The organism is Acinetobacter sp. V91_7, from assembly GCF_031799075.1.
In the GTDB taxonomy this organism is placed as follows: Bacteria; Pseudomonadota; Gammaproteobacteria; order Pseudomonadales; family Moraxellaceae; genus Acinetobacter; species Acinetobacter calcoaceticus.
In genome coordinates, this window is the sequence record NZ_JAVQNT010000045.1 from 137,401 (window position 1) to 160,324 (window position 22,924).

Annotated in this window: 21 protein-coding genes; 11 read left to right on the plus strand and 10 right to left on the minus strand. The window is 38.3% G+C overall.

The window, feature by feature from the left end:
- Positions 1–33: 33 nt before the first annotated feature.
- A complete protein-coding gene (nfuA, locus tag RMB03_RS20250) occupies positions 34–672 on the plus strand; it encodes a Fe-S biogenesis protein NfuA (RefSeq protein ID WP_003653074.1) in 639 nt (212 codons plus the stop codon).
- Between the two features lie 169 nt (positions 673–841).
- Positions 842–3,106, plus strand: coding sequence for a TonB-dependent siderophore receptor (locus RMB03_RS20255; protein WP_080026492.1), 2,265 nt, complete (start codon positions 842–844; stop codon positions 3,104–3,106).
- 23 nt (positions 3,107–3,129) lie between these two features.
- On the opposite strand, the gene RMB03_RS20260 is transcribed toward RMB03_RS20255, so the two are convergent.
- Together RMB03_RS20260 and RMB03_RS20265 are read right to left on the minus strand one after the other, a co-directional pair.
- Positions 3,130–4,137 carry a hypothetical protein gene (locus RMB03_RS20260; protein ID WP_311077375.1) on the minus strand — a complete coding sequence of 336 codons (1,008 nt, stop codon included), beginning with the start codon at positions 4,135–4,137 and terminating at the stop codon, positions 3,130–3,132.
- A gap of 26 nt (positions 4,138–4,163) precedes the next feature.
- Complete coding sequence (locus tag RMB03_RS20265; protein WP_311077376.1) at positions 4,164–5,189, minus strand: alpha/beta hydrolase; 1,026 nt, start codon at positions 5,187–5,189, stop codon at positions 4,164–4,166.
- A gap of 285 nt (positions 5,190–5,474) precedes the next feature.
- Between RMB03_RS20265 and RMB03_RS20270 the strand changes: the two genes are divergently transcribed.
- Positions 5,475–6,089: a carbonic anhydrase gene (locus RMB03_RS20270; RefSeq protein ID WP_003653067.1), complete on the plus strand. Its 615-nt coding sequence runs from the start codon at positions 5,475–5,477 to the stop codon at positions 6,087–6,089.
- 32 nt (positions 6,090–6,121) lie between these two features.
- Here RMB03_RS20270 and RMB03_RS20275 read toward each other — a convergent pair whose 3' ends face one another.
- The gene (locus RMB03_RS20275; RefSeq protein ID WP_311077377.1) at positions 6,122–6,745 is read right to left on the minus strand and encodes an arylesterase; all 624 of its coding nucleotides are present in this window, start codon (positions 6,743–6,745) and stop codon (positions 6,122–6,124) included.
- Between the two features lie 44 nt (positions 6,746–6,789).
- Between RMB03_RS20275 and RMB03_RS20280 the strand changes: the two genes are divergently transcribed.
- Together RMB03_RS20280 and RMB03_RS20285 are read left to right on the plus strand one after the other, a co-directional pair.
- Complete coding sequence (locus RMB03_RS20280; RefSeq protein ID WP_311077378.1) at positions 6,790–7,482, plus strand: ABC transporter ATP-binding protein; 693 nt, start codon at positions 6,790–6,792, stop codon at positions 7,480–7,482.
- Positions 7,483–7,485: 3 nt separating this feature from the next.
- Positions 7,486–9,945: an FtsX-like permease family protein gene (locus RMB03_RS20285; RefSeq protein WP_311077470.1), complete on the plus strand. Its 2,460-nt coding sequence runs from the start codon at positions 7,486–7,488 to the stop codon at positions 9,943–9,945.
- Between the two features lies 1 nt (position 9,946).
- Here RMB03_RS20285 and RMB03_RS20290 read toward each other — a convergent pair whose 3' ends face one another.
- Positions 9,947–10,756, minus strand: a complete 810-nt coding sequence (locus RMB03_RS20290) for a rhomboid family intramembrane serine protease (RefSeq protein WP_311077379.1) — start codon at positions 10,754–10,756, stop codon at positions 9,947–9,949.
- 76 nt (positions 10,757–10,832) lie between these two features.
- Here RMB03_RS20290 and mtgA point away from each other — a divergent pair, with 76 nt between their 5' ends.
- Positions 10,833–11,510: a monofunctional biosynthetic peptidoglycan transglycosylase gene (gene mtgA / locus RMB03_RS20295; protein ID WP_005042244.1), complete on the plus strand. Its 678-nt coding sequence runs from the start codon at positions 10,833–10,835 to the stop codon at positions 11,508–11,510.
- Positions 11,511–11,615: 105 nt separating this feature from the next.
- Positions 11,616–13,697, plus strand: a complete 2,082-nt coding sequence (ppk1, locus tag RMB03_RS20300; RefSeq protein WP_005042241.1) for a polyphosphate kinase 1 — start codon at positions 11,616–11,618, stop codon at positions 13,695–13,697.
- 59 nt (positions 13,698–13,756) lie between these two features.
- Here ppk1 and RMB03_RS20305 read toward each other — a convergent pair whose 3' ends face one another.
- Positions 13,757–13,885, minus strand: coding sequence for a hypothetical protein (locus RMB03_RS20305; RefSeq protein WP_080026496.1), 129 nt, complete (start codon positions 13,883–13,885; stop codon positions 13,757–13,759).
- 57 nt (positions 13,886–13,942) lie between these two features.
- On the opposite strand from RMB03_RS20305, the gene RMB03_RS20310 reads away from it, so the two are divergent.
- Positions 13,943–14,533, plus strand: a complete 591-nt coding sequence (locus RMB03_RS20310) for an SPOR domain-containing protein (RefSeq protein ID WP_311077471.1) — start codon at positions 13,943–13,945, stop codon at positions 14,531–14,533.
- Positions 14,534–14,562: 29 nt separating this feature from the next.
- Here the strand turns inward: RMB03_RS20310 and oxyR are convergent, their stop codons facing one another.
- From oxyR to rubA, 4 genes are all read right to left on the minus strand, one after another.
- Positions 14,563–15,471 carry a LysR family transcriptional regulator OxyR gene (gene oxyR / locus RMB03_RS20315; protein WP_003653052.1) on the minus strand — a complete coding sequence of 303 codons (909 nt, stop codon included), beginning with the start codon at positions 15,469–15,471 and terminating at the stop codon, positions 14,563–14,565.
- Positions 15,472–15,477: 6 nt separating this feature from the next.
- A complete protein-coding gene (gene estB, locus RMB03_RS20320; protein WP_005042235.1) occupies positions 15,478–16,422 on the minus strand; it encodes an esterase EstB in 945 nt (314 codons plus the stop codon).
- A 53-nt stretch (positions 16,423–16,475) separates the two neighbouring features.
- Positions 16,476–17,657 (minus strand): rubredoxin reductase RubB, encoded by a 1,182-nt coding sequence (gene rubB / locus RMB03_RS20325; protein ID WP_005042233.1) that lies wholly within the window; start codon positions 17,655–17,657, stop codon positions 16,476–16,478.
- Between the two features lie 94 nt (positions 17,658–17,751).
- Positions 17,752–17,916 carry a rubredoxin RubA gene (gene rubA / locus RMB03_RS20330; RefSeq protein WP_000760495.1) on the minus strand — a complete coding sequence of 55 codons (165 nt, stop codon included), beginning with the start codon at positions 17,914–17,916 and terminating at the stop codon, positions 17,752–17,754.
- Between the two features lie 435 nt (positions 17,917–18,351).
- Here rubA and RMB03_RS20335 point away from each other — a divergent pair, with 435 nt between their 5' ends.
- The gene (locus tag RMB03_RS20335) at positions 18,352–18,792 is read left to right on the plus strand and encodes an SRPBCC domain-containing protein (RefSeq protein ID WP_003653046.1); all 441 of its coding nucleotides are present in this window, start codon (positions 18,352–18,354) and stop codon (positions 18,790–18,792) included.
- Between the two features lie 54 nt (positions 18,793–18,846).
- Here the strand turns inward: RMB03_RS20335 and RMB03_RS20340 are convergent, their stop codons facing one another.
- Entirely contained in the window at positions 18,847–19,335 is a 489-nt protein-coding gene (locus RMB03_RS20340; RefSeq protein WP_311077380.1) for a YqiA/YcfP family alpha/beta fold hydrolase, read from the minus strand.
- 258 nt (positions 19,336–19,593) lie between these two features.
- Between RMB03_RS20340 and lysS the strand changes: the two genes are divergently transcribed.
- Both lysS and RMB03_RS20350 read left to right on the plus strand, forming a co-directional pair.
- Positions 19,594–21,123 (plus strand): lysine--tRNA ligase, encoded by a 1,530-nt coding sequence (gene lysS, locus RMB03_RS20345; protein ID WP_311077381.1) that lies wholly within the window; start codon positions 19,594–19,596, stop codon positions 21,121–21,123.
- A gap of 186 nt (positions 21,124–21,309) precedes the next feature.
- The gene (locus RMB03_RS20350; RefSeq protein ID WP_281831318.1) at positions 21,310–22,752 is read left to right on the plus strand and encodes a capsule assembly Wzi family protein; all 1,443 of its coding nucleotides are present in this window, start codon (positions 21,310–21,312) and stop codon (positions 22,750–22,752) included.
- Positions 22,753–22,924 lie beyond the last annotated feature (172 nt).

Here is a 22,924-nt window from a genome sequence, read left to right on the forward strand (position 1 = left end):
TAATATAAAGGCATCAGCTTGAGGAATATTGTTATGTCGACTGAGAACACCAACACTGCTGTTGCAGAAGAAATTCCAAACCTTTTGATTACACCATCTGCACAAGAGTATTTGCACGATTTATTGACGAAGCAAAATACTCCGGGAATTGGCGTTCGAGTTTTTGTTGAACATCCGGGTACGCCACGTGCAGAATGCTGTATGGCATATAGTGCACCAGAAGAAGTAATCCCAACGGATTATAAACAGGACTATCCAGATTTCCCTGCATATATTGACGCGCCATCTATTCCTTATCTTTTAGATGCCGTAATTGATTACAATAAGGACCGTTTTGGTGGGCAGTTAACTTTCCGCGCGCCAAACTCTAAAGTTCCACGTGTTGGTCCAGATGCATCAATTGAAGAGCGTATTACTTACATTCTTCAAGCAGAAATTAACCCAGGTCTTGCAGGCCATGGCGGGAATTGTAGCTTGGTAGAAGTACAAGATAATCCAGAACATGGTTTAACTGCTGTATTGAAATTTGGTGGTGGTTGCCAAGGATGTTCTGCAATTGACGTTACCTTGAAACAAGGTGTAGAAACGACGTTAAGAGAGCATATTCCAGAGCTTCAACGTGTGGTTGACCAAACTGACCATACACAAGCTGAAGGTGCTTATTTCAAATAATTAAATTATTTGAAAAGTGAAATAAAAAAGCCTCGAAATGAGGTTTTTTTATTATTCAATATAAATAATGATAATTATTATCAATATCATTTGTAATTTTATTTAGATTTGTTACAATGCGGAACTTAAAATGAGAGATGTTTAATAAATCAATATATTGGGAATACTTATGTCGAAGCGTATTATCCAGTCAGTGCTTTCTGTTTCAGTACTGGCAAGTATGATGTCTATGGCTTATGCTGCAAAAAATGAGCAAGAACAAGCTGAACCAGCATTAGAAAAGCCTGCTGAACCTGTGAAATTGGAAACAATTTTTGTAACAGCTGAAGAGCAAGTAAAGCAATCGCTCGGTGTATCAGTGATCACCCAAGAAGATTTAGAAAAACTTCCAGTTCGTAATGATATTTCAGATTATGTACGCCGTATGCCTGGTGTAAATTTAACTGGAAACAGTGCAACAGGGCAGCGTGGTAATAATAGACAAATCGACATTCGTGGAATGGGTCCTGAAAATACGCTCATTTTAGTGGATGGAAAACCTGTTAACTCTCGTAATTCAGTTCGCTATGGCTGGAAAGGGGAACGTGATACACGCGGTGATTCAAACTGGGTTCCAGCGGAAGCAATCGAATCGATTGAAGTTTTACGCGGACCAGCGGCAGCTCGATATGGTTCGGGTGCAGCAGGTGGTGTAGTCAACATCATTACTAAAAAAGTGACGAATGAAACCCATGGTTCGGTAGAACTCTATACTTCACAACCTGAAGACTCTAAAGAAGGTTCATCAAATCGAGTTGGCTTTAATTTAAGTGGGCCACTGATTAAAGATGTTTTGTCATATCGTTTATATGGTAATTACAATAAAACAGAAGCTGACGATGTCGATATTAATAAATCAATAGGCAGTACGGCAGCTGGGCGTGAAGGCGTTAAAAATAAAGATATTTCAGGACGTTTAGCTTGGCAAGCAACAGACCAACAAACAGTCTTGCTCGATGTCTCATCTAGCAAGCAAGGGAATATTTATTCTGGTGATTCTCAGTTAAATGCAAATGCTGAAGCTGATGCGATTCTTTCGGAGCTTATTGGTAAAGAAACCAATACCATGTACCGTGATAGCTATGCTTTAACACATGAAGGTGATTGGTCTTGGGGTAAAAGTAAGTTAGTTGCTCAATACGATAAAACTCATAATAAACGTTTGCCTGAAGGTCTGGGTGGTAGCACAGAAGGAAAAATTAATAATCTGGATGATAAAGCGACTTCACGCTTAGAGACTCTTCGGTTGAATGGTGAAGCCAATATTCCTTTTGAATATTATGTACCACACGTATTAACACTCGGTACTGAGTGGGTTGAAGACAGATTTAAAGATAATATTTCGACAAATCAGGGTACGGACAGCAGCGGTTCAGGTTATGGCGATCAATTAGCTAAAGGCAATCGCAGTAAAATGGAATCACGGATTGCTTCTGCATATATCGAAGACAACTTGAAACTCACAGACAGCACCGATGCCGTATTAGGTTTACGTTTTGACGACCATAGCAAATCTGGCTCTAACTGGAGCCCAAGCTTAAACGTTACTCAAAGACTCAATGATTATTTCACGTTAAAAGGTGGGATAGCAAAAGCTTATAAAGCACCAAATATGTATCAAAATGCCGAAGGGTACTTACTCAGTACGAACGGCAATGGTTGTCCAGCCAATATTGAATCGCGTTGTTTATTACAAGGTAATGGTGATTTAAAACCAGAAACTTCGGTAAACAAAGAGTTAGGCATTCAGTTCCAAAAAGACATTGTCAACGCGAGCTTAACGTGGTTCCGTAATGACTATAAAGATAAGATTGTGGCAGGAACGAATGTTGTTGGCACTGTAGATGGCTCAAGTACCAATGCAAATACAGGAGCTGTGACCAACACGAAGTGGAATATCTTACGTTGGGAAAATACGCCTAAAGCATTAATTCAAGGTTTTGAAGGAAGCTTAGGGTTAGACTTTGGCGATATTCGTTGGACCAACAACTTTACCTATATGATGGACTCGAAAGATAAGCAAACGGGTAACCCATTATCTTTAGTTCCTAACTATACAATTAACTCAATTTTTGATTACGACATTACAGATCAATTAGATGTGAATTTTGTATTTACTCAATATGGTCGTCAAAAATCGCGTCAGTTTGCCGAAAATAGAATCGAATCTGGCATTGGTTCAGGTGGAACAAATTCTGCGATTAAGCCAAGCACTGTAAAAAGCTATAGTACGGCTGGAATTAATGTTGGTTATAAAATTTCAGACAATATTAGTACGCGTGTTGGTGTAAGCAACTTGTTTGATAAACAAATTTTAAGAGACAGTAATTCGATTAGCCAAACTTACAATGAGCCAGGTCGAGCTTATTACGCCTCTCTAAAATATTCATTTTAATCCATAGTAATAACAAAGGCGCTTTAAGCGCCTTTGTTATTTAAAATATCTAATGCTTTTTCAGAATAATAAAATTTCTCTAGGTAAACACGAGCACGTCGTCTTAAATGACCAGTTGTGACTAATTGCTGTAATACAGGCACAAGTAACTGAGTCAGTTCATATTGAATTAAGCTTTCATCAATATTGAGGTCACGAAGTAGCAAGTCAAAATTATGTTCCTGATTTCGAACATACCACGTGTAAATACCATCATGTACTTGTTGTTTCAAATAAGAAGTTTGGCGAATGTGATCCCAAATCTGATGTCCTAAACCCACAGTTTTTGATAAGTCCTGAACTTCTACATAATTTTTTAAAACAGAAAGCGGCATGGTTTTAACTTTATGCCAAATATTTGCCTGAAAATGGTAGAGCTTATCATTGTCAAAATGTTGATTTAAAACACGCTCACTCATTTGAGTGAGTTTTAAAATATTCTTTTGCAAATAATGATGAATCGTGTCGTCTAGATTTGAATCGGTTACGGTTTCTAGAACCGATTTGCCCATCTTCATAAAACGACCTACACCTGGCACCCGTTTTGACATCGACTCATCTAAATAGTCATGCATCGTTTGTTGAATCAGCTGTGTTAGAAGTGCTGAAAATGCAGGATTATTCACAATCGTTTTAATTAGCTTCTTACGATGCTGATCTTTACTTGCAACGTATTGCGCAATTCCATCAATTGTTAAAACAGGAATAACATCTTCAATTGTTGTACTGTCATTAGCAGGATGAATCAGTGCAAAACGGATATGTTCTGCAATTTGTTCAAGCAGGGAATCAGAAGCAGGGGTGTCTAAAATCTGCTTTTGAATCAGCTGCTGAATTTGTTCGAAAGTCCAGAGGTGTTGTAGTTGCCGACTACCCAACCAATGATAAAATTGCTCAAATTCTTGTTGGATAACATGGGACTGAGCAAATTCCTCATCTAAAAAATCAAGATGAGCTTCAATGAGTTTTTCTATAAGCGGTTGGGTAGACATAAGGTCTCACAAGTCCGAAGTTTTATTTAAGGTGTAGTCGCTTTTGGCGACTGATTTGTTTCTACTTTCAGTAAAAACGGTACATATTGTTGAATAACCAGCTGCTCAGCTTCCAGAATTGGCATATGACCAACATTTTCTAAAATAACTGGAGGTTGGGCATTCTTTAAAAGTCGTTTTAGTTCACTTGCGACTTCGACATTAATAATCTTATCTTGCTTACCCCATAAAATCAGTGTCGGTGCATCTATTGTTTTTGTGAGAACTGCAAATGAATCGGGAGTGTAAACCTTATTTAGCGCAATAAGCTGATTAACCAGTTTCTGTGTTTGAGGTGCCTGATTAATCATGAGCTTTTCTTGAGCTTCTAAAAATTCTTTGGGAATAAACGGAGGATTAAACATGGTTTGCTTTAATAAATAGTTAAAGTCACCCTTTTTAGATACTAAAAGTTGTTTTAGGTAGGCTGGATCTTTTAGGTAAATTGTATTGGCAGAACGGAAAATACCGCCACTATCAACTAAGAATAGGCTTTTGGTTTCAAATGGATATTGGCCGGCATAGAGTAGGGCAATTGAACCGCCAAGTGAGTGGCCAGCAATATGAATAGGGCCTTTTAAATTTGCAGCTTCAACAAAACGACGTAATTTTTCGGCAAGATTAGGCACTGAATAATCAAAGTTTTGTGTAACTACGGTTTCACCACTTCCTGGTAAATCGGGAATAACGACATGATAATTTGCTGTCAGATAACGAGAGACACGGTTCCAGTTATCACGACTCCCCCCTAATCCATGGATGAGTAACAACGTAGGTTTAGTGGTAGATCCACCTTCACTATATGACCAAGTTATATCACCAACTTTTAAACTTTTACTTTGTAAACCTGCCCAGCTTCGTTCTTGCTGCAAAATATTTTGAAAGCTTATATCAATCGTATCGGCAGCTTGTGTCTGAGAAATACTCATTATTGTTGTAAGGCTGCATGCTAAGGTAAATGCTGCAACGGTTTTTTTTAGAACAGTTTTTTTTGATGCGGACAGCGTTGTCATAAGATTTCATCCTTGATGCATAAGCGAGTTTGAAAATTATTGAAAAACTTTGCCAATGAGTCATTTGCTAAATGATTAAAAGGAGGAAAATTATAGTCAATCCATTTGCTAAAGTATGTCTATTTTTTCACTAAACAGCAGTGAATGTGCAGTAAATTCTCCATTCAAATAGAGGAAGTATTTTTAAAATTTTTCATGGGAAATGATTTAATTTTTTGTCAGTGACATTCAAATTTTGACACATTAAAATGATTTCCAACCTTGAAAAAACAATGGAAATATAAAATGCCTACTGCGCAAGAAGTTTTAGATCGTCTGAAAGCTGGTAATCAACGATTTGTAAATGGAAATACTTCCCTTGCAAAAACCTTATCTCATCATGAACGCGCTGAAATGGCAAAGGATCAAAATCCGTTTGCGATTGTATTAGGTTGCTCAGATTCTCGTGTTCCAGCAGAAATGGTATTTGACCAAGGTCTTGGTGACTTATTCGTAATTCGTGTTGCTGGTAATGTTGTGGCACCTTCACAAGTCGGTAGTGTTGAGTTCGCAGCAGAACGCTATGACTGTCCGGTTGTAGTTGTATTAGGACACAGCCATTGTGGCGCGATTCAAGCGACAATTGATACCTTAATGAACCCTGATCAACCGCCATCATCTAACTTAATGTCGATTGTGAACCGTGTTCGTCCATCAGTTGAAATTTTAATGCAAACTGACTTAAAAAATGATTTGAAAAAATTATCATGCCATGCAGTACGTTCAAACGTTTTTGCTTCGGTAAATCAATTACGTCATGGTTCAAGTGTCCTTGAAAGCTTGATCGCAAAAGGTGAGTTGATTGTCGTTGGTGCAGAGTATTCACTAGAAACTGGTGAAGTTACTTTTTTTGATTTCTGATCATAATAAAAATATTTAAAACTAAAAGGTGCCTATAGGGCACCTTTTATGTATGGAAAAGCTAAATTAAGTAGTTTTGATTGTGCTTGTGCATTTGGATGAATCAAATCATTTTGCATCAGCTGTTTTTGACCAGCAACGCCATCTAGAAAAAACGGAAGTAATTTCACCTGATATTTTTGGCTTACAACTTTATAGTTATTTTCAAAAGCTTTGCTATATGCAGCTCCATAATTTGGCGGAATTTTCATACCAAAAATAACAACTTTGGCTTTTTGTTTTTGGCTTAATTGAATGAGCTGATCCAGATTTTTTTGAATCATTTGAGGTGGTTGCCCACGCAAGCCGTCATTTCCGCCTAATTCAATCACGACTACATTTGGCTTATAGGTCTGTAATAATTTAGGTAATCGAGCCAAAGCTCCGCTTGTTGTTTCTCCACTAACACTTGCATTGACCACTTTGTGTTGTTTGGGATACTGTTGGTCTAAACGTTTTTGTAGTAATTGTACCCAACCTTGTTTGGGATCAATTCCGTAACCGGCACTAATACTATCTCCTAAAATTAAAATAGTTTTCGCCGATACAAGCAGGGGCAGCATACTTAATGAGATGAGCATGATGCTTTTAGAACCAATCAAAAAAGATTTATACATTTGTACTTCGACCCTGATTCTGAATACATAGGACTTTTCATATCATGCCACAACCCATCATTGCTGCCCATCAAGTTACACAAACTATTCAGATCAACCAAAATCAGTTTACGATTTTAAAAGATATCGATTTAGAGATATTTGAAGGGGAACAGGTAGCAATTACAGGACGTTCTGGCTCAGGTAAATCAACCTTGCTAGGAATTCTAGCGACATTAGATCAACCGTCTGAAGGAGAAGTGTGGCTATGTGGTCAAGCAGTACATGAGTTAACAGAAGAACAACGCGCTCAAATTAGAATGAAACATATTGGTTTTGTATTTCAGTCTTTTCAGCTTTTGCCTCAGTTGAGCGCACTTGAAAATGTCATGTTGCCCTTAAGGCTGCGTAAAGATTTCGATTATAAAACCGCAGAGAAAAAAGCGTTAGATTGGTTGCATCGAGTGGGACTTGGCCGTCAAGTGGAACAAACGCCTAAGGTCCTGTCTGGAGGAGAACAGCAACGTGTAGCGATTGCGCGCGCACTTATTGCAGAGCCACAAATTATTTTTGCAGATGAACCTACTGGAAACCTAGATGGTCAAACAGCAGAAGAAATTGAAAATCTACTTTTTGATTTAAACCGAGAGTTAGGTACAACCCTTATTTTGGTTACACATGACCGTAACTTAGCAAGCCTTTGTCAGCGCCATGTTGAGTTAGATGATGGCCGATTAAAGACAGTACAGGGTGGTTAAATGATGCGTAATCTTCTAAAACCACTTTTACTACAAAGTTTCCGCACGGGTGGTCTATATCTACTCATTATTGCTCTTTCACTTGCGATTAGTGCCACAACTGCTCTGAAATTTAGCAATGACCAAGTTAAAAATGCTGTCAGTTTACAGGCTTCTCAAATGTTGGGTGCTGATTTAGTTCTGTCGAATAACGAACCGATAGAACAGTCATGGAAAAAAAGAGCAGAGCAGCTTGGTTTCAAGCAAACCAATGTCACTATGTTTAGTTCTATGGCCCATACACAAGACCAGTTTGTCATGGTCAATGTGAAAGCGATAGAGCCTTTATTTCCACTAAGAGGACAGCTTGAAATTGCGCCAACTACCCAAGGGATTCAGTCTGGTGAGGTGTGGTTAAGCCAAAGGGCGGCAGATTTATTAAAAGTAAAACTGGATGATGCTGTTTCTATTGCGGATGGTACATTTCGTTTTAGTGGTGTGATTGTACGTGATTCTAACCAAGAGTTAGGTTTCTCTGGCTTTTCTCCTACGGTTATTATCCATCAAGCTGATATTGCTAAAACTCATGCAATTCAGACAGGCAGTAGAATTGACTATCGTTTATTAATGGCAGGTAAACCAGAACAGGTACAGACTTTTGCTAAGCAGTTTAAACAACAACATCAAACTACTAAAGATCTAGACGAAACAGCGGGTTTACGGTTACGCGATGCAAGTGAGTCGAATAGCAGATTATTACGTCCACTTGAAAACCTTGATACCTTTTTACAGTTGGCCAATATTTTAACGATTTTATTGTGTGGTATTGCCATCGCTTTAACGAGCCAACGATATGTTCAACAGAACCAAGATCACATTGCGCTCATCCGGTGTTTAGGGGGAAGTAAATTCCAAATTTTATTGGCATATATTGGATTACTTTGTGTTGTTAGTGCGATTTCGATTGTTATAGGAAGCCTATTGGGGCTGATATTGGGCTATGGCCTGCTTCAACTCATGTTGCAATTGATTCCTCAATTGGAATTAAATTTTTCGGTAATACCACTTTTACTTGGGCCTTTGCCAATCGCCATTTTTACAAGTGTAATTGTTTTGCTTGGATTTATCTTGCCAAGCATTTGGGAGCTTTTAAATACGCCTCCAATTCGTGTTATTCGTGAACAAGCAAAATCTCGAAAATCATTATTTTTTATGTTTTTTGCCGGCATTAGTAGCCTGATCGTTTTTAGTTTGGTGTTGAGTGAAAACTTGATGCTCAGCATTATGGTTTTGGCTGCGATTATCGTTCTTTGTATTTTGCTTTACACCGCTGTCTGGTTGTTGCTTCGTAGCCTAAAAAAGATGAAAAATCGTTTGTCTTTTTATATTCGTTCTCCTTCCCAAAGCGCACTACAAATTACTGCTCTAGCTTTAGGATTAAGCCTTATTACAGTACTCAGTGTATTAAGAACTGATTTATTAGAGCGTTGGCAGCAACAACTTCCCGAAGGAACGCCTAATCAGTTTGTTTATGGTTTGCCTCCATTTGATTTAAAAGCTTTTGAACAACAGTTGAAACAAAATGGTTGGCAAAGCACTCCTTTATATCCAAATATCCGCGGCCGATTGCTAGCGAAGAATGATGTACCTTTTTCAGAAGAGGCTATAAAACAAAATAACTCTTTACGTCGTGAGTTAAATTTAACTCAGTCTAATCACTTACCGAATGACAATGCCATTACAAATGGTCAAGCTCAGTTTAGTGGTGTAGGGCAAGTTTCTGTTGAAAACAAAACGGCTGAAAGCCTTGGTATTCAAATTGGAGATAAGCTTACCTTTAGTTTACCGGAAGGTAATTTACAGGCCAAAGTGGTTAATTTTCGAAGTGTAGAATGGGAAAGTTTTAGTCCTAACTTTTTCTTTATTTTTTCACCGAAAACTTTAGATGAAAATGCTGGAAGTTATTTAGGTAGTTTTTATGTGCCTAAGCAAGACCAACCCAAAATGATCAATATTATTCAGCAATTTTCAAATACCGTCTTTATTGACGTCGATCGAATTTTAGATGAAGTAAAGCGTTTAATGAATGTTTTAGTGAAAATTGTGACGGTACTGGCGGCTTTAGTGGGTTTCTCTGGGGTTTTAGTACTGATTGCATGCTTAAACTTATTAATGGATGAGCGACGCCGTGAAGTTGCTTTGTTACGTTCATTTGGATTGTCTAAGAATAAAATGAAGCAGATGCTCAGTCTTGAAGTTGGATTTTTAGGATTATTAGCAGGTATAGTTGCCTGCTGTTTTGCAGAAGTGATTAGTGCTATTGCAAGCTATAAAATGAATATGGCAATACAGTGGCATGTTGAAATATGGTTGATTCTACCAATTGGCATGATGTTAGTTTGTGCCCTGATAGGCCGTTATCGACTAGGCTATCTTTGCAACTTACCACCTTTACAAAGCTTAAGAGAACTAAACCAGCTGTAGCTTAAGGAATAATGTCAGGATTCTGGATGATGATTTCATGCCATAACGGAAGTAAAGGGGAGTTGAGTTGTACACAGTACATATAAAAACCACCTGTAATTACAACTGCTCCTAATAAGCCTAGAAGTTTCAGCGTATTTTTAAATTTGCTGACATAACTTAAGTACCCCATCAGCGCAAGAAATGCCCCAATAATCATGCCGCCAATATGCGCGGCATTATTAATTCCCGTTGCGACAAAACCAAAAATAAGGTTGATTGCCATAATCATTAATAATGCTTTTTTATCGAGTATGTAGGCTTGATGAGGTAGTGGTGGAAATAAAGAAAGCACTGTTAATGCAGCACCTAATCCCATCACCGCACCCGAAGCGCCTGCACTGACATGCGGAAGCAAGCTCTGGTCAAAATGTTGCAGCAATTCATGTCCATTTTGAATCGTCATATAACTACTTAAAAGGCTACCAAATAAGCCGGCGAGTAAGTACATCCCAATAAAATAGAAGCGACCAAATAGTGACTCAGCAACATTACCGAAAATATACAAGGCCCACATGTTGAGCATGAGATGAACTAAACCAAAATGAAAAAACATGCTGGTAAATAAACGTTCGGGCTGCCCAGAAAAAGTAAGTGGTGTAAAATCAGCCCCCCAATGAATGGCGTCTTTCATAGCTGGGTCACTAATATCGACGCCAGATATAATTTGCCAGACAAACAAACCTACATTGATTGCGATGAGTAGGGCGGTCAGCCACCAATTTTGTACATTGAGTTTACGATTAATGTGCGGAGGCTGATATTGAGTCATGCTATGCTTTTGTTATATATGAACATGCTTTACAGCTTAACATGAAAAAAGTTGAATACAGGAGATCAGGACGAACATGAAAGCTTTTATTGTTCGCGTGTTGTTAATTTTTATTGGGGCGATTCTCCTTATTCAACTTTGGATTTTTTCGAGTTTGGTTTGGTGGCGGACACATGAAGTGGATACCACCATGTTCATGCGAATTGATTATTGGTCTGATACATCAGAGCCGATCATCCATAAGTGGCTTGATTATGATGATATTAGCGACAATTTCAAACATGCGATTTTAGCGGGTGAAGATGCAAAATTTATCCATCATCATGGTTTTGACTGGCAGGGTATTCGTTTTGCCCTTGAGCGAAATAATGAAGAGGGTGAAGTTGTTGCTGGCGGTTCTACTGTATCTCAACAACTTGCAAAGAATCTTTTTTTATACAATAAGCGTTCGTTTATTCGCAAAGGCCAAGAAACAGTCGCGACTTGGATGATGGAGCGGATGTGGTCAAAACGCCGAATTCTTGAGGTATATATGAACTCGGTTGAATTCGGCAAAAATCTGTATGGTATTGAAGCAGCCGCTCAACATTATTATGGTAAAAGTGCTAAAAGCCTAACGCGTGAACAAGCTGCTTTCTTAGCCGCATTATTGCCTGATCCGAAATATTATCAAGATCACCGTAACGATCATAAACTACAATATAGAAAACGCGTTATTTTACGTTATATGAATAGCACCCAGATTCCTGAATAATGCTGTTTTAAAGATGTGTTAATTTTTTAGTTTTTACCAAATTGTCATATTTTTGCAGCATACTGGTTTATAGAGATTTTGGCTGGATAGAGAATTGAGTTAGACATGAATACAGCGATTACACCAACAACGACCCCAATAGAATATAGTTATAATGACCGTTATATCAATCGTGAATTGTCTATTCTTGACTTCCATTTGCGTGTATTGGAACAAGCGGTAGACCCTTTACATCCATTACTTGAGCGAATGAATTTCTTACTCATTTTTTCACGTAATCTCGATGAGTTCTTTGAAATCCGTGTTGCCGGAGTGATGGAGCAATTTTCTCTAGACAATGAGAGTCGTAGCCCGGATGGTCTTACGCCAAGACAGGTCTTACAAAAAATCTCTGAAACTGCTCATGCTGCGATTGAGCGTCAATATCGTATTTTAAATGAGGAAATCTTACCAAAGCTACGTGAAGAAGATATTTGCTTCTTACGTCGTGGTGAGTTAACTCCAGCCCAATCTGCTTGGGTAAAAAAATATTTTCAGGAACAAGTTGCACCTGTATTAACACCAATTAGCTTAGATCCAGCACATCCATTCCCACGACTTGTGAATAAAAGCCTAAACTTCATTATCACTCTTGAAGGTAAAGATGCTTTTGGTCGTCAAATTGATTTGGCTGTTGTACCTGCACCACGTTCATTGCCTCGCGTTGTACGACTACCAGATGAATTAACGGGTGGTAAAGAACATCATGTGATGTTATCGGCAATTATCCATGAGCATGTGTCTGACTTATTCCCAGGAATGACAGCAACTGGATGTTACCAATTCCGCGTTACACGTAATGCAGACTTGGCATTGAATGAAGATGTTGAAGACTTAGCTAAAGCATTAAAAGGTGAATTAAGTTCTCGTCGTTTTGGTCGTGCCGTTCGCTTGGAAGTAACCCATAATTGTCCACAACATATTTATGAGTACTTACTGGAAGAGTTTGATTTAACCGATGAGCAATTATACAAAGTTGATGGTCCGGTAAACTTAGCTCGTCTGGTTTCAAATTTTAAACGTCCGCATTTGCGTTACGACTCGCATACGCCAGTTGTGCCTAAAGTGTTTAAAAAGACTGAGAGTATTTTCTCGGCAATGCAAAAACAGGATATTTTACTGCATCATCCGTTTGAGTCTTTTGCGCCAGTTATTCAATTGCTACGCGAATCTGCACGTGATCCGCAGGTATTAGCAATCAAACAGACGCTATATCGTAGTGGTGCTAATTCTGAAATTGTGCAAATTTTGGCTGAAGCGGCTCGAAATGGAAAAGAGGTTATTGCAGTCATTGAGTTACGTGCTCGCTTTGATGAAGAATCAAATATTGAAGTAGCGAACGTTTTACAAGAGGCTGGGGCAGTCGTTGTTTACGGCATAGTTGGTTATAAAACTCACGCCAAAATGATCATGGTGGTGCGCCGTGAAAATAACAAATTGGTGCGTTACGTTCATTTAGGAACAGGTAACTACCATGCGATGAATGCTCGAATTTATACAGATTATGGTCTCATGACCACAGATAAAGATCTGTGTGAAGACGTACACCGTATATTCCAAGAACTGACTGGCATGGGCAAAATGGCGAAATTGAAAAAGCTATTACATGCACCATTTACCTTACATGCTCAGCTCATTAACTTTATTGATGAAGAAATTGCCAATGCTAAGGCAGGACGTAAAGCTCAAATCATTGTTAAAGTGAATGCGTTAACCGAAGTTCAGTTAATCAATAAATTGTACGAAGCTTCTCAGGCGGGTGTTCAGATTGACCTGATTATCCGTTCGATTTGTTGTTTACGTCCGGGTTTGCCTAACTTATCAGAGAATATTCGAGTGCGTTCAATTGTAGGACGTTTCCTTGAGCATACTCGCGTTTATTACTTTAGTAATAATGGTGATGCGCGTATTTACTGTTCAAGTGCAGACTGGATGGACCGTAATTTATTTAATCGTGTTGAAGCTTGTTTCCCTGTTGAAGATCCTGCGTTGAAAAAACGTATTTATCAACAAGGTTTGGTGAACTACCTACAAGATAATCAACAGGCATGGCTGTTACAAGGTGACGGTACTTGGATTCGTGCTGAGCCAGCAGAGGGTGAAAAATTGCATAATGCTCAAAGGGCATTATTGGAAATCATTAAATAATGAACTCTCAAGATTAAATAAAAGCCGACATTTTGTCGGCTTTTTTAATTAACTGAAATTCAAAGTAATTTAGTTAGTTTTTCTAAATGGTTGCTGGATAAACGACAATAATTTGAAGCACTGCAATATGTTTTTAAAATATGTGATTTTTTACATAAAACATTGAATTTTAAAAATATACAAATCACAAGAAATCTACTTTAATACGCCGCATTAAATATACTTAACTTTGGTAAATGAATAAGATGCAATGCTTTATTAGAAGTTTACTTATTAAAATACTTTTGGGGATAATGCCAGTGACCGCCTATGCAGATCAGAAGTGTTATGGGGATATCATCGTATTTCAAAGATTTGATGATCAAGCGATGTATCCTTATTTTGTAAATCCTTCTAATGATAAAGCGAAAAAAAGTGGGGACAAAAATAAAACAATAGTCATCCAGAAAAGAAAACCAAAACAAGATGAGTTTTTAGCCCAAAAGAAAATTGAAGATGTTCACACCAAGAAAGTAGAAGAAAAGAAAAATTTTGACAGTAAAAAGCAACTTGATGCAGCGATCGCTAAAGAAATTTTGGAAAATGGTGAAAAGAAATGGATGGTACAAGTTGCATTAGCGGCTAATCAAAATAAGGCAAGTACGATTCAGTCACGGTTAGAAGCGAAAGGGTACAAGGTTGTAACCAGTGCAACGACTAAAGGAATACGAGTTATGATAGACCCTGCAAATGACTATGCCATAGCACAAATTATTAGAGAAAAAATTATCGCTGATAATAGTTTGAATATGCCATCTGCTTGGGTGTTTAAGTGGGCATCCTTGACGCCTCAATAAAATAAAAAGGAGTCCGAAGACTCCTTTTTTTATTCATGTATTCTTGTCGTGATTTTCTGCATAATTTGCAGTAATACATCGAACTCACTTTGCAATGGTGTACTTTTACGAGTCACTAGCGCTAAAGTACGGCTCGGTGCATCTTCAATTGGTTTTGCAGTAATCTGATCATTAAACTTGATCATACTATTTTCAATTGCAATTTCTGGTAAAAGCGTAAAGCCTAAATCAGAAGAAACCATTTCAACTAACGTTGGTAAAGAGCTTGCTTTTAAACGGTTGTCGTTTTTACGCTCACCGATAGGGCACGCACTCAAAACGTGGTCACGTAAACAGTGGCCTTCCTCAAGCAAGATTAGTCTTGATAAATCAAGATCATCTAGAGAGTTTGCTTGAAGAGCATTGGTATCTTGTTTACTACATACAAGGTACAAATTTTCTTTCGAAATTTCAGCGACTTTTAGACCTCTGGTGTCAAACGGTAGAGCAAGAACGATCATGTCTAAATTACCGTGTTCTAGGCGCTCTACAATTTTTTCACTTTGTGCTTCATGCAAATGTAGCTGAATTTTAGGTAGCTGCTGATGCACTTCATTAAGTAAGCGTGTCAGGATAAAAGGTGCAATGGTTGGAATAACACCCAAATGCAAATCACCCGTTAACGGCTCACTCATTTCACGGCTCAAACGCATTAAATCTTGAGCATCTGCTAGTAGTACACGGGCACGAGCAACGACTTGTTCACCTAAAGGTGTTAAACGCACATTCTGACGATCACGTTCTACCAGAACGCCACCTAATAACCGTTCAAGCTCCATGATGCCGCCTGATAACGTCGATTGAGTGACAAAAGAGCGGCGTGCTGCTTCAGTAAAATGCAAAGTTTCCGACAACGTAACTAAATATGATAGCTGTCTTAGTGAGGGTAATGCAGCCATAGTGTCCTAGTCTGATGATTTAAAATGATGCGCAAATAAACCGCTAAGCTGTGGAATAAAATGTGCAGGGATATCATGCCCCATTCCATCAATTAATTCAAACTTAGCACCGGAAATTGCTTTTGCTACAGCCTTACCGTGGCTAGGGGGAAGTAAGCGATCGCGAGAGCCATGTAAGACTAAAGCGGGTTGCTTAATTTCACGGTCCAGTTGTAGTAAGGAGCCTGTACATAATATTGCTAAAAACTGCTGAAGTACACCAGCAGGATAGTAGCTACGTTGATAAAGCTTACGCGCAGTTTGTATTGCTTCAATCTGGTTGATATAACCAGGTGAACCAATCAGTTGAAATAGTTTTAAACTATGATTCACAATCCCTTCTTCGTCCCGTGACTCAGGTTTACCGATTAAACTCAAAAGTTGTTTCGGAAAAGGTGGTGGTAAAAAAGGCTGGTTATTACTTGTAAACATGAGCCCTAATTTTTCAACCTTTTCTGGATATTTTGCTGCAAGAATTTGAGCAATCATCCCACCCATTGATGCACCAATGACATGCGCTTTGTTCACGCCTAAACGATCAATGAGCATAGATACATCGTCTGCCATATCATGCAGAGTATAGGGCGCACCCTGATTAGTTAGCCCCAGTGCAAAGCGGCCCATCAATTTGACAGTATTTAACCGTTTACCCTCGTGACGTACTTTTGAAGAAAGGCCAATATCACGGTTATCAAAACGAATAACACGAAATCCTTGATCAATCAGCGATTTACAGAAGAAATCTGGCCAAAAAAGCATTTGAGCACCAAGGCCCATAATCAGCAAAATGGTTGGATGTTCTGGTTTTCCACCTACTTCTACATGTAACTCAATTCCATTGCCTAAGTTGACTTTGGTTTCTTGCATGAAAGATGTGTACGGTGAAATGTTAAACTGTAAGGCGCTATTCATGTTATTCATTCCTTAAAGGAATACTCTGTAAGTGAGTATTCCTGATACAAACCTTATGCTTGGGCTGGAATAAGATCTGGGACAAGCTTTGTCAAAGTTAAGCGTTGTTTACCTGCGGTTGCACCTAACAATACAAAACCACGCAATGTTCCTTCATTGTCAATTGCTTTGGCAAGCATACCATCGTCGAACTCTTCTGTTTCCCAGTTCACTTCCGCATCAACCGGAGCTGGCAAAACTGTAAGTGGAGCAGCTGGCGTTTTTACTGCAACTGGCATTGCAGGGTAATGAACGGTAGTTTGTTGTCCACTGAGTGTTTTCGCGAGCGCACGAGCCTGTTGCATAATAGGCATTACATATGGAAGTAAAGTACCATTTACCTCTGCGCAATCCCCAATTGCATAAATGTCTGCTTGATTTGTTTCCAGTAAACCATTGGTAATAATTCCACGGCTTGTTTGAATATCTGCACTTTGAGCAAGTGAAATATTTGGCTGTAAACCAATCGCAGAAAGAACAAGGTCCGCAACCAATGTTTGTCCGTTTGCGAGTGTTATCGCATAATCTTCGCCATTATTAATTTTGCTAACTTTTTCAACAGTGGTTCCGAGTGCAAATTTTACTCCAGCTTCCTCAAGATTTTGCTGGAAAGCAGAAGCAATATGTGATGGAAGTAAACGACCTAATGGTTGCGGTGCTAAATCAATGACAGTGATGTCATATTCACTATGAAGTAAGTCGTTGGCAAATTCACAACCAATTAAACCTGCACCCAAAATAACAACACGTTTGTCTTTACGCTGAGCTAGATTTTCACGAAAAGCGCGGTAATCAATAAGTGAGTTCACAACATGAATGTCATCGCTACCATCACCTGCAATTGCAAGGCGAATTGGGTTAGCACCCACGGCTAAAATCAATTTTGAATAGGGTTGCTGTGAAGTTACACCATCTTTTTCAAGAACAAGCTCATGGCGTTCAGCTAAAATTTCTTTCACAAAGGTAAAAGGCTCAATACGCATATTGAGTTGAGTACCCATTTTTGTCGCATCGCCTAAAGGAATTTGTTCAGGTGCTTTTTTACCTGCAAATGCATTTGATAATGTTGGCTTTGCATAGTTCACTGCATCATCCGCACAAATCATCACAAGTTCTTGCTCTGGGCTAAGCTTACGGAACTCACGTGCTAAGGTATAACCCGCCATGCCTGATCCGATAATGACGATAGGATGCATTTTTTTCTCCAGAGTTAGAATTATTTATTTAATACGGTGATTGGTAATATTCGTAAAAAAGACCATGTCGATCATGGCCTTTTACTTTACGTTCTTAGATTTCGATCATTTCGAAGTCAGCTTTTGAAACGCCGCAATCAGGGCAAGTCCAGTCATCTGGAATATCTTCCCATTTTGTTCCAGCTGCAATGCCGTCTTGTGGCCAACCTTCCGCTTCGTCATAAATCCATCCACAAACGATACATTGATATTTTTTCATGAGACTCTCCGCACTGATAAGTTTGCTCAAAGCTGCCTTTCAGTAAAACTATTCCATCTATTAATAATGTAACTACGATCCGGTCAATAATAACCAATGTGCCTTTGATTGGATATCAAATTTTTACGCAGTTCTACATTCAAAGTAAAGTAAATAACGGAGTTTAATCATTCGTAAGCAAAGATGAATGGCAGGTTAGGACAAATAAGTGGTTATTTAGGCAAAACTTCGCCATAAACTAATAATAACTAATGCATTCTTAAAATTAATTTTATTGATGAAAATATCTTGAAATAAAGAGCACCTCATAATTTAAAAGATTCATCTCATACGAAAGCTAAATAACAACAAACTATGATGTGACAGAATGTCATTATTAAAACCCAAAATTAAAATTTGCTGTCATTAAGACGGTATAAATCAGGGAAGTGAAATATGGAAAATTTAGTATATGAAGTAGAAATTGAGGCGCCTATAGAAAAAGTATGGGACATACTTTGGAATAGCGAGACATATAACGCTTGGACGAAATTCTTTGCGCCGGATTCCTCCATGCGTACCGACTGGCAAATAGGTGGTAAAACTTATTTTCTTGACGGTGAAGGAAATGGCATGGTTTCAACGATTGAACAAATGCAAAAACCGGAAATATTAATTTTTAAACATTTAGGAATGATTAAGGAGGGTAAGGAAGATTTAGAAAGTGAAGAGGTTAAAGGGTGGAGTGGTTCCTTAGAAAAATATTTTCTAACCCAAAAAGATAATATAACCACTTTAAAAGTTGAATTGGCCACCTTACCCGAATATATGGGCATGTTGAAAAGTGGCTTTGTTCAAGGTTTTGAGGTGGTTAAAAAAATGGCAGAAGCAAAATAGAGCTTCGTTTATTTACGTATAAAACCATTTTTTCAAAAATCAAACTATATAAATCTAAGCCAAATATTTTTTATAAATTTTCATAATGAGATCATTAAGTCGTGAAGGATAGGCCAAGCGATGATGTCCACCTTCAAAAGTTTCGATGTTCATGTAAGGGGCAAGTTTTTCTTGAACCTGATACATATCAAGTTGCTCATCTCCTAACTCTAAATAAGCCATTTTAGGGTTAGAGAGAGTGAGTTCGTCTTCAGAAAGTTGAGGATAGTCAGTCCGAAAGTTAGGTGTAAGACTTGGATTCGCCACAATAACAGCTAATTTATGTTGAGCAGCAGTTTTTAGCGCCCAATAGCCTCCAATGCTATGACCCACCAATAAATCTGGTTTGATCGTCTGAATAGCCTGATGGTAAAAGTACTCAATAGATGCATAACTTAAGTTACGATAATCGACGTCAATACAAAATTTTTCAGGATGTAAAATGGCATGGAACTTTGTCGACTCACGAGAAGAATCCAAGCCATGTAAAAATAGAATTTTCATTATTTGCTACACAATCTCATTGATAAAATAAAAGGCAAATAGGGCCTTTTGAATATCGAGGTTATTTGGATTTTTTTATATTTTACTAAATGCTTTAAAAAATGATCTTAGCGATTGGTCTAAGTCATTTTGCCTTTAAAAAGTAGTGTTCGTTTCTATAAAATTGTCTTTTTTCATTTTTGTTTGATTGAAATCATTCGAAAAACTCCCGCAATCTGTTAAGATATAGCACTTAATTTTTACTTAATCGAGGCAGAGATGACGCAACAAAACGCTCAATCGACTTCTGAACCAACTATTTCCGAAAACGATTTAATTGCACAGCGTCATGCCAAATTAAAGCAAATCCAAGAGGTTGCGAAGGAAACTGGAAAGAGTCCTTGGCCGAATACTTTTAAGCGTGAACACTACGCTGCTGACCTACAAGAACAATTTAAAGATCAGTCGAAAGAAAAAATTGAAAGCGCTGAGCATGTCTATGTAAAAATTGCTGGTCGTGTCATGTTAAACCGTGGATCTTTCATGGTTATTCAAGATATGACAGGCCGTATTCAGTTATATGTTGACCGTAAGGGTTTACCAAAAGATATCCTCGAGACTATTAAAGGTTTAGATCTTGGTGACATTATTGCTGCTGAAGGTTATATCGGACGCTCAGGAAAAGGTGACTTGTATGTTCACCTTGAAGGTTTTGAGCTTTTAACGAAATCGCTTCGCCCGTTACCAGATAAATTTCACGGTTTAAATGACACAGAAGTTAAGTATCGTAAACGTTATCTTGACTTAATTGTGAATGAAGAAACACGTAAAACTTTTGAAATCCGCGCCAAAGTAGTTGCTGGAATTCGAGCATTTTTAAACAATGAACGTTTCATGGAAGTTGAAACGCCAATGATGCATGTGATTCCGGGTGGTGCGTCTGCGCGTCCGTTTGAAACACATCATAATGCTTTGGATATGCCTTTATTTTTGCGTATCGCACCTGAGCTTTACTTAAAGCGTTTGGTTGTTGGTGGTTTTGAACGTGTGTTTGAAATTAACCGTAACTTCCGTAATGAAGGTGTTTCAACACGTCACAACCCTGAATTTACGATGATCGAGTTTTATCAAGCTTACGCTGACTATAAAGACTTGATGGCATTAACTGAAAATATGATTGAAAAATTGGCCTTGGATATTTTAGGTACAACTGATGTGCCTTACCAAGGTGAAGTGTTTAGCTTCAAAGGGCCATACAAAAAAATCTCTATGTTTGATGCGATTTTAGAGAATAACCCACAGTTTACACCTGAAAATGTTGGTGACCGTGAGTTTCTTGCTCAATTTATTCGTGAAGAGTTAAAAGAACAAGTTAAGCCAGGTTTTGGTTTAGGTAAGCTTCAAACTATCGTATTTGAAGAAACAGTTGAAACTAAACTACGTCAGCCAACATTTATTACTGAATACCCAGCTGAAACATCTCCACTCGCTCGCCGTAATGATGACAATCCGCATGTTACTGATCGTTTTGAGTTTTTCATCGGTGGTCGTGAATTGGCAAATGGTTTCAGCGAGTTAAACGATCCAATTGATCAGGCTGAACGTTTCCAAGCCCAAGTTGCAGAGAAAGATGCTGGTGATGATGAAGCAATGCATTACGATGCAGAGTTCGTTGAAGCGCTTGAGTATGGTTTGCCACCTACTGCTGGTGAGGGTATCGGTATTGACCGTTTAGTCATGTTATTTGCCGATGCACCAAGTATTCGTGATGTAATTTTATTCCCGCACATGCGTCGTAAAGAAGGTTAATCTTCTAAAGGCAAAAAAGGCAGTATTTATACTGCCTTTTTTATTACTTATATATCTCAAAAACTTACCTATCTACACTAATCTTAAGATAGCGTTAAAAAATGTAATTGCACAGTTTAACAATTGCAAAGTTGTGATAAAAAATTTAAGGTGTTGCTCATAAATAACTTTGAGAATTGTGCTGGCATGTTTCTAAGAAAAACACTTTCGATTGCAATATTGGCAACTGCTTCATCCGCTATTTTTGCACAAGGTTTGGTGCTAAATGATGAGGACTTACGTACAGACTTAAATTGGTTGAATCAACAAGGTGTTATCAATATTAGCACTTCAACCTGGCCGTTAAGTGGCGATGAAATTCATCGAGCACTCTCTCGGGCAGAAGTGTCTCATCCAGCTCAACAAAAAGTTATTAATTCAGTTCTTAATGCATTAAAAGCAGATAACAATACAGTTAAAGTGGGCGCTTTTGCTGAAACTGATATCAAAAATGTTCCCCAAGCATTTGGTGATAACCAGAAATCACAATATCAAGGTTCTTTAGAGTTTAATGCAGGCGGTGAAAACTGGGATGCAAAAATTCGTGTAAATGCTGAAAAAGATCCGCAAATTGACAATGGGCAAGATGTGAATGTTGAAGGTTCATATGTTGCAGGTAAACTTTGGAATCAGTGGGTAGTTGCTGGTCAAATTCCAACATGGTGGGGTCCTGGACATGATGGAAGCTTAATTCGTGGTGATGCTAGTCGTCCAGTTTATGGTGTAACCGCACAACGTGCAGTACAAAATGCTTTTGAGAGTAAATGGTTATCTTGGATTGGACCGTGGCAATATCAAGCTTTTGCTGGCCAATTAGATGACTATAAAGCAGTTCCAGATGCTAAATTATTAGGTTTGCGTGTAACTGCAAGACCATTACCATATTTAGAGCTCGGCGCTTCTCGAACTTTACAATGGGGTGGTGAGGGGCGCTCTGAAAGCTGGGATTCTTTATGGAATGCGATTAAGGGCAATGATAATGTTTATGATGCTTCCGAAGACAGATCTAATCAAATTGCAGGATTTGATGCTCGTTTAAATCTACAAACTCTTTTAAATACTCCTGTTGGTATTTATGGTCAGTATGTGGGTGAAGATGAAGCTGGTTTACTACCTTCTAAGAAAATGTATTTAGCAGGCGTTGATTATTCTTCTAGTTACAATGACATGCCGTACCAACTTTATGCGGAATGGGCTGATACGCGCACCAATAACGATGTAAAAGGTATTTCTTATAATCATTATATTTATAAAGATGGTTATTACCAGCATGGTTTCCCATTAGGTCACGCGATGGGTGGTGATGGGCAAATGTATTCAGTGGGTGGTGATATCCGCTTTGATGTCATGAACCGTTTAAGTGGTCGTGCTATGGTGGTTAAGGTTAACCAATCTAGCTTGGCCATCAATAAAGCGTTCCCTAAAGATGATGAAATTAAAGCGCTTGATTTAACTTGGACACATTACCTTAAACCTGATCTTCCATTAAAAATTAATGGCTGGGTAAGTGATTCTGATCTAGAAGGTAATGATGCAGGCGCATCGATTGGGATTGAAATTCCATTAGAACGTAAAATGTTCGGTTTCTAAGATTAGATTATGTTTTAGAAAAGAGAAGCTATTAAGGCTTCTCTTTTTTTATGGTTTTTAGAGAAATCTAAAGAGTAGATCATGATTTGCTTAAGTTGGCTGCACAAGCTACGATTGCAAAGTTGTGTAAGTGAATCAGCATATTATATTGTATATGATGAAATCGAATATC